Origin of the sequence: Amycolatopsis sp. NPDC004079 (assembly GCF_040610415.1) — a bacterium.
In the GTDB taxonomy this organism is placed as follows: domain Bacteria; phylum Actinomycetota; class Actinomycetes; order Mycobacteriales; family Pseudonocardiaceae; genus Amycolatopsis; species Amycolatopsis halotolerans.
The window spans coordinates 26,221-37,335 of the sequence record NZ_JBEXMH010000077.1 but is presented as its reverse complement, the minus strand read 5'-3'; the positions used below and the strand labels follow the sequence as shown (position 1 = coordinate 37,335).

The following is an 11,115-nucleotide window of genomic DNA, read 5'->3' as shown; positions in this document are numbered from 1 at the left end:
GTGCGCACGGCCTGGGGGCCGTGCGCACTGCCCCTCCACACGCCGACGCGATCCCGCGGTTGGGTCGCCGAAGGGGTGGCTGGTTGGAAGAGGTGTGGCGTCGGCTGGGCTAGGTGCGGCGTTGGCCAGGGTTGGCGTGGGTGAGCGGGTCTGGTTATGCCGGGTGAGGGCGGCTGAGTCGAGTTGGATCAGGCGACTCCAGTCCCTTGCCGCCCGACCGATCCCAGCGCTGTGTGGCCTGGCAGCCTTGAACTTGACCCGGTTCCTCTCCGCTGAAACCCGCCACGCCGCCGTCTATCAGCGGTCACTGGCCCGGGTGGACGGCTCTCCTTGCGGGCGCGGGCAGTAGTGGTTCTGCGGCCATTGGGTGGATGCGGGGACCGGTACTCTCGCCGACACTGGACGCGGCGGACATTCCGTAGTGAGGTGGTCACCATGAGCACGAGCGACGGGACTCCGTTTTTTCCCGCCTCCGGGCCCGACCGGGACGGGACATTGGCCGGTGACTCCGGGGGCGAGCGGTTCTCCGATCCGTTGTCCGGGTTCGAGATGGCGTCCGGCCGCGCGCCCCGGCCGTTGCCGACCGCCAAGCCGGTCGAGCACGATCCGGAGGCGGTCAAGCGGATGGTCGAGGCCGCGCTGAAAGAGGAAGCCAAGAAGAAGGAAGTCGTCAAGACGCCGAATCCGATTCCGCCGTCCGATCGGCCGGATCTGGTTCCGCTCGGGCTGTTGCCCCGGCAGCGGACGTGGCCGACCAAGGCTCCTCAGCTGCTGAAGAAGGTGCCCCGGCCGCGGCCGAAGCGGGTCACCGAGATCGCCGACGACGACATCGAGGAGGAGCTCGCCGAGCGGCAGAGCCGGCGCGGGATGCCCTCGATCAGCATGCCCAGCTTCGGCCGTCCCTCCAGCAGCACGGCGGGCGTCGTGCTCGCCGTGGTGTTGCTCATCGTGTTCGGAATTGTCGCGATCGAGCTCATCGCTAGCCTGGTGAGCAGTGTGAAGGGGCTGTTTGGCTGACCCCCTCCGGCCACCCATATCACGGGGCGTGCCCTACCCGCGTCCGCGGCGGGACTACCCTGGCCACCACACGGTCGGGGGATCCGCAGGGGTCGCCTGACGCCGCCGTGACAAGTGGGGTGGGCGTATCAGCGAGGGCGTACGGTCGGTGCCCGGCACCGGCCCGGGCGGATCGGGCGGGACGTCCACGATCCACCGGGCCCGCCGAGTGCTGGCGATCAAGCCATTCCGTCGGCTGTGGGGCGTCACGTATCTGTGCAGTGTCGCCGACTGGCTGAACCTGCTGAACCTGACCAGCCTGAGCACCAAGCTCCTCGACAACTACTCCGCGCAGAACTACGCGTTCGTCGGCGTCATCGTCACCGCGCTGCTGCCGGGCCTGCTCTTCGCCCCGCTCGGCGGCCTGCTCGCGGACCGGTTCGACCGGCGCAAGATCATGGTCGTCTGCGACCTGCTGCGCTGCGGGTTCCTGCTCTCGATCGCCGTGGTCGGCGCGCCGTGGTGGCTGTTCGTCGCGAACTTCCTGGTCGGCAGCTGCTCGATCATGTGGATCCCGTCGAAGGACGCGGCGGTGCCGAACCTGCTGCGCCGCCCCGAGCAGGTCGAGACCGCCAACCAGCTCGGCATGGTGATGACCTACGGCCTCGCCGTCATCACCGCCGCCGGCGCCAACGCGCTGATCCTCGGCGCGAACTCCACGTTCCACCTGTTCCAGGGCCCCGGCGTCGACCTGTACATCGCCAAGGTCGTCGTCGTCATCACCGGTCTGCTGTACCTGACCAGCGGCATCATCGTCGCCACCCGCATCCCCGAACTGTCCCTGCGCGACGTCCACTCGACGCCGCAGCAGAAGGTCAAGCGGGCCGACGAGGAGAAGTTCGGCTTCGGCGCGATGATGCGCGACGGGCTGAAGTTCGTCCGCAGCACGCCGATCGTCCGCGGTCTGCTGATTGGTGCCTTTGGCGCCTTCGCCGCAGGTGGCGCGGTCATCGGCGCGGCCAAGCCGTACTCGTCTTCGCTGCTCGGTGGCGACGCGGCATTCAACCTGCTGATGCTGGCCGTCTTCATCGGCCTGGCCACCGGTATGGCGCTGGCCCCGAAGCTCGCGCACCGGCTCCCGCACGACCGGCTGTTCGGCATCTCGATCGTCCTCGCCGGGCTCGCGCTCGGCGTCGTCGCGTTGTCGCCGCACCTGTCGATCTCGGTGGCGGCGGTCGCCTTCGTCGGCGTCTGCGCCGGCACCGCGTTCCTCACCGGCGTCACGATCATCGGCTCCCGCGTCGAGGACGCGATCCGCGGCCGGATCAACGCGATCTACCAGGCGATGCTCAAGATCGTGCTGTTCGGCGCGACGGTGGTCACGCCGGTGCTGATCGGCCTGGTCCGGCAGCGCCAGGTCGACCTGTTCGGCACCCCGATCATCGTCGACGGCACCCGTCCGGTCATCCTCGGCGGCGGGCTGCTCGCCGTGCTGCTGGGGATCATCGCCTACCGGCAGATGGACGAGCGCCGCACCGAGAAGATCTTCAGCGACCTGCGCAACGCGCTGCGCCGCAACCCGCGCCGCGTCAACGGCTTCCTGATCGCGATCGAGGGCACCACCGCCGTCAACACCGCTGAGCAGGCCGCCCGCCTCGCGCGCTGGCTCGGCACCGGCACCCGGCCGGTCGTCCTCACCGCCGACCCGGCGCTCGGCGAGCAGCGCTTCCGCACGCTCGTTTCCGACGCCGCCCTCACCGGCGTGCGGGCGCAGGCGCTCGTCGCCGCGGCCGTGCGTGCCGAACTGGTGGAACGCCAGATCCAGCCCGCGCTCGACGCCGGGTCCGTGGTCGTCATGGAGCGTTTTGTCGACTCCCCGCTCGCGTCGCTGTCCGCGGCAGGCGAGCTGGACCGCGGCGAGCTGGAAGGGTTGGTCGACTGGGCCACCGGACGGCTCCGCCCGGATCTCACCGTTCTTCTCGACTCCGAACACGCGGAGGATCCGCAGCCGTCGTTGAAGGACGACCAGCTGTGGGTGCAGAAGCTGCTCGGCGAGATGGCCGCCGCCGACCCGGACCGGTACGTGGTGGTCGACGCCGAGGGCTCCGACAGCGACGTCGCGGGCCGGGTCCGCAACGCCGTCCAGCCGGTCTTCGTCGGTTCGCTCGCCGGGCTCGCCCCCACGGAACCGGCGGAGGAGGAACCCGAGCCGCCGGAAGACGCTGCCGCGGCGGACGTCGTCGAGGCGGCCGAAGCGGAAGCGGCGCAGAACGGCGCGGACGCGCTGCCCGTAGTGTCCAAAGTGGAGGATCGGTGACGACCCCGATCGGCGTCTGGACGGAACTCGTCGGCCAGGAACCCGCCATGGAAACGCTGTCTTCAGCGGCGTCGGCGGCGGCCAAAATCGTTGCGGGAGAAGCAGTCGCGCCAGCGGCGATGACGCACGCCTGGCTCCTCACCGGACCGCCGGGCTCCGGCCGCTCGGTCGCCGCGCGCACGTTCGCCGCGGCCCTGCAGTGCAGCACCGGAACCGGTTGCGGCGCGTGCCCCGGCTGCCGCACGACGATGGCCGGAACCCACGCCGACGTGCGCTTGGTCGTCCCGGAAGGACTGTCTATTTCGGTCGCCGAGATGCGCGCGCTCGTGCAAGCGGCGGCGCGCCGGCCGACGACCGGCGAATGGCAGGTCGTGATCATCGAGGACGCCGACCGGCTCACCGAAGGCGCGTCGAACGCGCTGCTCAAGGCGGTGGAAGAGCCCCCGGCGCGCACGGTGTTCCTGCTCTGCGCACCGTCGGACCACCCGGAGGACGTCTCGGTCACCATCCGCTCGCGGTGCCGGCTGGTTCCGCTGCGCACCCCGCCCGCGGAGGCGATCGCGCAGGTGCTGATCTCCCGGGACGGCGTCGATCCCGAGCGCGCCAACTGGGCCGCGGCAGTGTGCAACGGCCACGTCGGCCGCGCGCGCCGGCTCGCTACCGACGAAGCTGCCCGGCAGCGGCGCGCCACCGTGCTGCGGATCCCGCTCGGGCTGCGCCGTCCGGACGACGTTTTCACCAGCGCTGACCAGTTGATCAGCGCGGCGGAGGCGGACGCGGGCGAGGAGAGCAAGGGCCGCGACGAGCAGGAACGCTCCGAACTGCGCACTGCGATGGGCGGCGACGGCACCGGCAAGGGCGTCGCCGGAGCGAAACGTGCCGCCGAGGCCGCCGTGAAGCAGCTGGAGAAGCGCCAGAAGTCCCGCGCGACGCGAACCCAGCGCGACACGCTCGACATTGCGTTGGTGGATCTGGCGGGGTTCTACCGCGACGTGCTCGTGACGACCTCTCGCTCTGGTGCGACGCTGACGCATCCCGACCACGCCGAGCAGATCAATTCGGCTGCGGCGGCTTGGACGCCGGAGTCGACGATGCGCCGCCTGGAAGCGGTACTGGAGTGCCGCGAGGCGATCGGGCTGAACGTGAAGCCGCGGATCGCGGTGGAGGCCATGGTCACCACGCTTCGCCAAGGCTGACTCAGCGGAGATCGCACTGGAGGCGCTCGTCAGGCGAGGCTGGGTCTTCCCTTGGCCGCGAGAGATATAGGGCGGTGTGATAGCAGCCCTCGGTCTCTTTCCCGGCGGGGTCGGCCCCGGTCGCCGTGACGGCGGCGACGGCATAGCGCTGCTCGTCCGGATCGGTGAACCGCCGTTGCACAAAGGTGCGCTCGAGGTCGACGGTGGTGGACAGTCCATGTTCGGCCAGCGCGGTGGCGATGGGCTGGTAGGAGCCGGTGCGCAGGACGAACGCGGCAACCCACGGCGGCGTGCTGGCCGCCCGCAACAGCTGGTCGAAGGTGCGGGCGCTGAGGAAGCTCACGCCTCCGGTCACGGTGATCAGACTGGCCGCGCTGGCTGCCCGCAGCAGGGCGGCGGACGCGGGTCCGGTCTCGAGGTTCTCGGCGAACCCTGCGTCGAGCAGGCCGACTGCCAGCGCGTAGTCGATCGCGGGCGCGGCGATGTCCACGCCGATCGCGGGCACGGCGTCGGCGCGGCGATGGGCGGCGTAGAAGTCCTTGTCGTACTCGATGAGTTCGGAGGTCTTCAGTTTGGCGACCTTAGGCGCGGTGTAGTGCGCATGGAGGTCATCGAAGGTCAGCCGATGGTTGAGCAGCGCGGCATTGACGCCATATGAGCAGCACAGGTCCAGGACCGTCACTGGTGCCGGCCGCGCCGCGGCCAGCCGGCGGAAGACGGACTGGGCGTGGTGCGGGGTTTGATAGCCGAACCGGCCGAGACTGCTGAAAAACGCTCGGGGATCGGGGCGGTCGTAGATCTCGTCGAACAGAGTCCTGCCCGCCGGGTTCCGCGTCATTCCTCGATCGTGGTGCCGTCGGCAGCACGGCGGCAACCGCGCACCAGGTGAAGGTTGCCTGCCGAGGTTGGGCCGATCTGCGTCGCGGCATTCGGGTTCCTCTTGCCACGCTACGTAAACGGCCCCCTCGCCAGCAGCGAGGGGGCCGTTTACGTGACTGGCGAGAGTCAGTCGCGCGGATGCGGCGACGGCTTGAACGGTGCGTCAGGACCGCCGGACGGCCGCTTCAGCGCCAGCGCGGGACGCCGCCGGTTCGGGAACGCCGCGACCATGACGACGCCCATCAGCAGCATCGCCGTGCCTGCCCAGAACAGCGGCACCGTGTCGTACGCGCCGTTCGTGTAGGCCAGGTGCTTCACCGGACCCGCCGGTGCGGCACCGCCCTGCGGCGGGGCGGGCGGAGTCGTCGTCGAACCGCACACGACGCCGCCGGTCGGGGCGTACGAGCGGGCGATCTGCTCGCCCAGCGACAGCTGCGCCAGCGACGACGGCAGGTTGTCGCCCGCCTGCTTCGGCAGTAGTTCCTTCAGCTTCTGCGTGGGCAGCACCTGAAGGTCGAGCAGCCGCGCCGCCGCGCCCACCTGGTAGCCCTTGAACGGCGTGGTCGCCTCGGACTGCTTCTGGTCGAGGTTCGCGATGCTCAGCCGCAGCACGCCGAGGTCGAGCACCTTCCCCGTGGTGTCGCCGAGCTGCTGCAGGCCCTTCTGCGCGGTGGCGACGAGGCCGCCGACCACCGGCACGTTGTCCAGCGCGCCGAACTGCTGGCTCAGCGGCGCGAGCGGCAGGCCGATCGGGATGTCCTTGGTCGGGTGCGCCGCGTCGAGCGTGTACAGCGTCTTGCCGCCGGCCCCGATGGTGATCACCGGCGCCTGGTAGTCCACTGTGGACGTCTTCGCGTCGCCGGTGGAGGTGACGGTGAGCGTCGGCTGGCTGGCCACCTTGAGGTTCAGCTCGAGCGGCGTGCCCTTGAGGATGTTGATGTCCGCCGCCTGCAGCGTGGACCTCGACTGCACGGCCTTGTTCTTCGAACCGGGGATGTCGACGAGCTTCACCTGCGACCGCGACGACAGCGTGTTCGGCAGGCTCAGCAGCGAACCGGTGCCCGCGGCGGGCGTCTGTCCGCTGCCGGGCAGCAGGCCGCCGAGGCTCTGCAGCCCGCTCTTCGGGTCGAAACCCTGCGCGAGCTGAGTGCCCTGCGGCAGGTTCAGCCCGCCGCCGCCGATCAGCGGGACCTGCGGCAGCGTCGGGAGGCCGTTGAGCAGCGACAGGCTCGCGACGGACGTGCTGGCGTCGGCGATCGTGTCCACGCACGGACCGAGCGATTCGCTCCAGCGGGCGTGCGCGGTGCCGTTGAGCAGCCCGACGTTCAGCAGCGGGTTCGACGGCGCGTTCAGGCCCCCGCTGATCTCCTTCGGGTTGTCCGGCAGCGAGGTCTGCACGAGGCTGCCCGGCGTCTGCGGAGCCTGGCCCCCGACGGCCAGCCCGAACGGCGACGACTGCGCGATCGACTTCTCGTAGGCCAGGTAGGCCTCCGAGTTCGCCGACGCGCTGGACAGGCCCATGCCCGCCTCGAGCGCGGACTGCTTCGGCAGCGTCTGGCCGAAGCCAGGAAGGATCGTGCTCGTGGTGACCGAGTTCGGCAGCAGCCGCAGGACGCCGAGCGCCGTCCCCGCGTCGCCGACCGCGTGCCCGAGCGGCTGCGGCCCGATGGGCGCGGACGCGGGCGGCTGCGAGGGGTTGTTCGGCTGCGGGATCGGCGTCGTCGGAATCTCCTGCGCACCAGCCGGCGCGGCCAAGAGCAGCAGCAACGCGGCAGTGGCGGGCAGCGCCAGCGCACGGGGCAGTCTTCGCTGCATGTGCCGGGTCCTCCAGATGATCGCCGGGTCGGGGAGTGAGACCGAAGTCATAGGAGCCTAACGACGCGGCCCCCGCAAGGTGACGCACCACGGCTCCGCTACACTGATGACCGTCGCGCAGCGGCATGCCGCCTTAGCTCAGTCGGCCAGAGCGATTCACTCGTAATGAATAGGTCGGGGGTTCGATTCCCCCAGGCGGCTCCGCAGGTCAGGCCCCATCCGAAGCAGTTCGGATGGGGCCTGACTCGTTCTTGGACGGGGATCCTGGCTTTCGCCGAATTCACCCGTTAGGGGAGCCGCTCCGTTCGGCGAGCAGTTCCAGCCCGCCAGAGCTGAGCCGCAGGACTGACGGGACCAGTTCCGTGGTCTCGTAGCGCGAAGCGAGCACCTGCTCCCGGATGATTTCCGCCGGGCGGGAACCCTCCCTGGCGACATGCAGCTCGTCCGGGCAGGGCAGGCCGACGATCAGGTCTCCTGTCCCGAGGTGCGGCGACAACCGCGCGTGCAGATCGGGCAGCGCGAGCGCGGACGCCGCCAGCTTGTTCTCCCTGGCGAGCGAGACCAGTACCTCCTCGCCGGAACTGCGGACCTCGAACTTCAGCCCGCGGGCCAGGCAGCCGAACCCGACGTCGAGCAGTTTCTCCAGCGGCGCGCCCATCTGCTCCTGCTCGTGCCGGGTGATGTGCTGCATCCCGATCTTGCCCTCGGGAGTCCGCGACACCACCGCGAGCGCGACCGACAACTTGCCAGGCACGAGCGGTTGGTACGGCAGCGCTTCGAGCAGCCCGGCGCGCGGTGAGGACGCGCTCCAGAGGATCGGCAGTATCTCCTCGGTGCTCTCCTCTTTTTGCGCCATCACCGTGCGGGCGTCGGCGAACGCGCGCTCCCAATCGCCGGGAGCGGGCCGGGCGAAGCTGTAGGTGCACTCGGCCTTCCGGAAATTCTTGGCCATGAATTTCTGATCGGCCGCCGACGGCTGCCATTCGCTGTACACGGCCAAAACCGCGGACCCGCGCACCTTGTGCTGCTGGCGGACGATTGCCCACGCCTGCTCGACAGCGTCCTCGGCCTGGGTGGGGCCGCTGGCCAGCATCGGTTCGGGCAGGCCTTTGATTCGGAAGACGACGAGGTTCTGGGAAACGTCATCGTTCATCGGATTCCCCTGAGGGAAAAGGATCTTCGCATGCTTCTTAGCTACCACAACCGGCGCGCAAGCCGGCGAGGCTGAACGAGAGCGTGCGCCGCCACGCGTCCGGATGGGACTCGACCGTCTCGCGCACGATCAGCGCGTTCGTGAAGATCAGCAGCAGCAGGTCGTCGGACGTGACATCCGCGCGCAGCGTCCCGGCCCGCTGTGCGCGTTCGAGCAACTGGACCGACTTCGCGAGTTCGGCCGTGCATCGCGCGGTCAGTTCGGGCGCGTCCTGGAGCTGACGGCTGATCGCGTCCCGGAACGCGGGGTCGTCGGCTTGCTGCTCGCAGAGCACGGTCACATAGGTGACGAACGATTCCCACGGGTCGTCGACCGCCTCCGCCCGGCGCATCGCCTCGTTCATGCGCTCGGCGACCAGCTCGGGCATCACCGCGTCGATCAGCGCTTCCCGTCCGCCGAAGCGGTTGTAGAGAGTCCCGGCGCTGACGCCCGCCCGCTGTGCGATCTCCTCCAGCGGCACCGCCAAACCCTTCTCCCGGAAGGCTTCCGCCGCCGCGGCGAGAAGCCGTTCCTGGTTGCGGCGGGCGTCTCGGCGCAGCGTGGGCTTCCCCTCCGTTTTCACCAGGTCATCGTAGGTCCGGGCGAGAAAGTTGACAACGGTCTCAACTTGGCGTCAAAGTTGAGACCGTCATCAACTTATGGAGGTCCCGTGTCGAAAACCCTGGTTCTGCTTGGTGCGGGCACCGGTCTTGGTCCCGCGATCGCCCGGCGCTTCGGCCGCGAGGGATTCCGGGTCGCGCTCGTCGCGCGCAATCGCGAACGCCTCGCCGCCTTGGCTGATCAACTCGGCGCGGAGGGCATCGAAGCCGCGGCGTTTCCCGCGGATCTGGCGCGTCCGGCGGAGATTCCGGCGCTGGTCGACGCGATTCGGCACCGCTTCGCGCGGATCGACGTGGTGCTGTACGCGCCGTTGGATCTGAACGGATTCACGCCCGCTGCCGACTTGACCACGGCGACCGCGCAGCAGCTCCTCGACCTGTATTTCCTCACCCCGATCGCCTTGGTCCAGGCCGTGCTGGGGGAGCTGCGCGACCGCGGCGAGGGCAGCGTTTTGATCAGCCAGAGCGTCTCGGCCACCCAGCCCGCTCCCGTTCTCAGCGGCATCGGCCCGGCGATGGCCGCGACCCGCAACTACCTTCAGAGCCTGGCGGCGGAAATCGCGCCCGACGGTGTGCACGCGGCAACGCTTCAGATCGGAGCGATGATCCGCGGGAGTGCCGTCCACGCCGCGTTGCTGTCCGGTGCTCTCGAACCCAATACGGAGTTCCCGGAGATCGACCCGGCCGACATCGCCGAGACGCTGTGGGAGTTGCACGCCAAGCGCGACACTTCCGACCTTCAGCTTCCCTGAGGCTTCACTTGGCGGGGGCGGCCGATTCCGGGATCGGCTCGCCGACGCCGGTGGTCAGCAACGCGTGCAGGCTCGTGTTGACGCAGCTCGTCCAGCCTCGTGAGCATTCGGGGTAGCAAGCCTGGTCCGGAGTGAGGCCGTGATGCGTGAAGCGCACCGTCGTCCCGCCCGGGCCCGGCGTGATGTCGAAGTTCATCCGGGTGTCGGTCCACTCGTCGGGCTGGTCGGTGAAGGCGACGTACGCGTCCTCGACGTGCCAGGCGACCCGGCGGCCGGGAACGAGTTCGGTGACGCGGATCCGGGTCGACGGGATTCCCTTGTCCACAAAGGAAAACGCGTCGCCGACCGCGGTCGCGGTGCCGGTGATCGTCTTGCTGAACCAGCCGCGGACGTCGGTGACCGCGGCGAAGACCTCCTCGGGGGTGCGGTCGACGGTCAGTTCGGTGGTGAAGGAGTTCATCGGGGGCGTCCTTTCGAGAGAGTGATGCAACTGAATGGTTGCGACATTATGGCAACCATCTGGTTGCGTCAATGGGGTGTGGTTGCCTAGGCTCGGCCCGGAAGGAGCACGGCATGGGGTTTCCCGACCGCATCGAGCGGACGGTCGAGCTGGCGCAGCCGCCTGCGACGGTCTGGACGGCGTTGACCACGGCCGACGGCCTGCGCGCCTGGTTCGGCGACGAGGCCGAGATCGACCTGCGCCCAGGCGGACTTGGGCGGGTGGCGTGGATCGGCGATCGCAGTGCCGAGATCCGGGTCGAGCGCGTCGAGGAGGCCTCCGTGTTCGGCTTCACCTGGCAGGTCGACGGGATGCCGGAGGATGACCCGCGGCGCACGTACGTCGAGTTCACCCTGCGGGCGCGCGACGGCGGGACCCAGCTCACGGTGGTCGAATCCGGGTTCGCGCAGCTGCCGGACAGCCAGTACCCGGCCACCTATCGCTCGCACGTCGAAGGCTGGGCACGCGAACTCGACGAGCTGGCGGCCAGTCTCGATGCCGGCTGAGTCCGAAGCGGTCGCCGAGCAGGTTTTCGCCGCGCTCGCCGATCCGACCCGGCGTGCGATCCTCGCCGAGCTGGCCGCGCGCGGTCCGGCGACGGCGACGGATCTCGCGGCCCGGCTGCCGATCACGCGGCAGGCGATCGCCAAGCATCTCGGCCTGCTGTCCGACGCCGGGCTGGTCGCCGCGGAACCCGGCGAGCGCCGCCGGGTGCGGTACCGGCTTGATTCCGCGCCGATGCGAGTCGCGCAGCAGTTCCTCGCCGCGCTCGCGCGGGACTGGGACGGTCCGCTCGCCGCCTTGCGGGCTCATCTCGACCGCGAAGAATGACCCGCGATTTCACTCATC

At 69.7% G+C, this 11,115-nt stretch carries 11 protein-coding genes and 1 tRNA gene; 7 read left to right on the top strand and 5 right to left on the bottom strand.

Annotated features, from left to right (window positions below; all coding sequences use genetic code 11):
• Positions 1 to 435: 435 nt before the first annotated feature.
• The 3 genes from ABZX37_RS42860 to ABZX37_RS42850 all read left to right on the top strand — a co-directional run bounded on the left by ABZX37_RS42860 (position 436) and on the right by ABZX37_RS42850 (position 4,509).
• The gene (locus tag ABZX37_RS42860) at positions 436 to 1,017 is read left to right on the top strand and encodes a hypothetical protein (protein WP_354749715.1); all 582 of its coding nucleotides are present in this window, start codon (positions 436 to 438) and stop codon (positions 1,015 to 1,017) included.
• A gap of 148 nt (positions 1,018 to 1,165) precedes the next feature.
• A complete protein-coding gene (locus ABZX37_RS42855; RefSeq protein WP_354749713.1) occupies positions 1,166 to 3,313 on the top strand; it encodes a dTMP kinase in 2,148 nt (715 codons plus the stop codon).
• On the top strand, positions 3,310 to 4,509 hold the full coding sequence (locus ABZX37_RS42850) for a DNA polymerase III subunit delta' (RefSeq protein WP_354749711.1): 1,200 nt from the start codon (positions 3,310 to 3,312) through the stop codon (positions 4,507 to 4,509). The genes ABZX37_RS42855 and ABZX37_RS42850 overlap by 4 nt, the downstream gene beginning before the upstream one ends.
• Position 4,510: 1 nt before the next feature.
• Here the strand turns inward: ABZX37_RS42850 and ABZX37_RS42845 are convergent, their stop codons facing one another.
• Together ABZX37_RS42845 and ABZX37_RS42840 are read right to left on the bottom strand one after the other, a co-directional pair.
• Positions 4,511 to 5,347, bottom strand: coding sequence for a class I SAM-dependent methyltransferase (locus ABZX37_RS42845; protein WP_354749709.1), 837 nt, complete (start codon positions 5,345 to 5,347; stop codon positions 4,511 to 4,513).
• A gap of 167 nt (positions 5,348 to 5,514) precedes the next feature.
• Positions 5,515 to 7,203, bottom strand: a complete 1,689-nt coding sequence (locus ABZX37_RS42840; RefSeq protein ID WP_354749707.1) for a hypothetical protein — start codon at positions 7,201 to 7,203, stop codon at positions 5,515 to 5,517.
• Positions 7,204 to 7,330: 127 nt separating this feature from the next.
• Between ABZX37_RS42840 and ABZX37_RS42835 the strand changes: the two genes are divergently transcribed.
• Positions 7,331 to 7,404: transfer RNA gene (locus tag ABZX37_RS42835), tRNA-Thr, on the top strand.
• A 79-nt stretch (positions 7,405 to 7,483) separates the two neighbouring features.
• On the opposite strand, the gene ABZX37_RS42830 is transcribed toward ABZX37_RS42835, so the two are convergent.
• A complete protein-coding gene (locus ABZX37_RS42830; protein WP_354749705.1) occupies positions 7,484 to 8,356 on the bottom strand; it encodes a hypothetical protein in 873 nt (290 codons plus the stop codon).
• Positions 8,357 to 8,393: 37 nt separating this feature from the next.
• Positions 8,394 to 8,978 (bottom strand): TetR family transcriptional regulator, encoded by a 585-nt coding sequence (locus ABZX37_RS42825; protein ID WP_354749703.1) that lies wholly within the window; start codon positions 8,976 to 8,978, stop codon positions 8,394 to 8,396.
• Between the two features lie 87 nt (positions 8,979 to 9,065).
• Between ABZX37_RS42825 and ABZX37_RS42820 the strand changes: the two genes are divergently transcribed.
• Positions 9,066 to 9,767 carry an SDR family NAD(P)-dependent oxidoreductase gene (locus ABZX37_RS42820; protein WP_354749701.1) on the top strand — a complete coding sequence of 234 codons (702 nt, stop codon included), beginning with the start codon at positions 9,066 to 9,068 and terminating at the stop codon, positions 9,765 to 9,767.
• A 4-nt stretch (positions 9,768 to 9,771) separates the two neighbouring features.
• Here ABZX37_RS42820 and ABZX37_RS42815 read toward each other — a convergent pair whose 3' ends face one another.
• On the bottom strand, positions 9,772 to 10,227 hold the full coding sequence (locus ABZX37_RS42815; protein ID WP_354749699.1) for an SRPBCC domain-containing protein: 456 nt from the start codon (positions 10,225 to 10,227) through the stop codon (positions 9,772 to 9,774).
• 113 nt (positions 10,228 to 10,340) lie between these two features.
• Between ABZX37_RS42815 and ABZX37_RS42810 the strand changes: the two genes are divergently transcribed.
• Complete coding sequence (locus ABZX37_RS42810) at positions 10,341 to 10,772, top strand: SRPBCC domain-containing protein (RefSeq protein ID WP_354749697.1); 432 nt, start codon at positions 10,341 to 10,343, stop codon at positions 10,770 to 10,772.
• Positions 10,762 to 11,097 carry a metalloregulator ArsR/SmtB family transcription factor gene (locus ABZX37_RS42805; protein ID WP_354749695.1) on the top strand — a complete coding sequence of 112 codons (336 nt, stop codon included), beginning with the start codon at positions 10,762 to 10,764 and terminating at the stop codon, positions 11,095 to 11,097. Before ABZX37_RS42810 ends, ABZX37_RS42805 begins: the two co-directional genes overlap by 11 nt.
• The last annotated feature ends 18 nt before the right edge of the window (positions 11,098 to 11,115 follow it).

Excerpts from the sequence above, each read along its gene's own strand:
- ABZX37_RS42860 (WP_354749715.1), top strand. The coding sequence starts at position 436 with ATGAGCACGAGCGACGGGACTCCGTTTTTTCCCGCCTCCGGGCCCGAC.
- ABZX37_RS42845 (WP_354749709.1), bottom strand. The coding sequence starts at position 5,347 with ATGACGCGGAACCCGGCGGGCAGGACTCTGTTCGACGAGATCTACGAC.
- ABZX37_RS42840 (WP_354749707.1), bottom strand. The coding sequence starts at position 7,203 with ATGCAGCGAAGACTGCCCCGTGCGCTGGCGCTGCCCGCCACTGCCGCG.
- ABZX37_RS42830 (WP_354749705.1), bottom strand. The coding sequence starts at position 8,356 with ATGAACGATGACGTTTCCCAGAACCTCGTCGTCTTCCGAATCAAAGGC.
- ABZX37_RS42815 (WP_354749699.1), bottom strand. The coding sequence starts at position 10,227 with ATGAACTCCTTCACCACCGAACTGACCGTCGACCGCACCCCCGAGGAG.
- ABZX37_RS42810 (WP_354749697.1), top strand. The coding sequence starts at position 10,341 with ATGGGGTTTCCCGACCGCATCGAGCGGACGGTCGAGCTGGCGCAGCCG.
- ABZX37_RS42805 (WP_354749695.1), top strand. The coding sequence starts at position 10,762 with ATGCCGGCTGAGTCCGAAGCGGTCGCCGAGCAGGTTTTCGCCGCGCTC.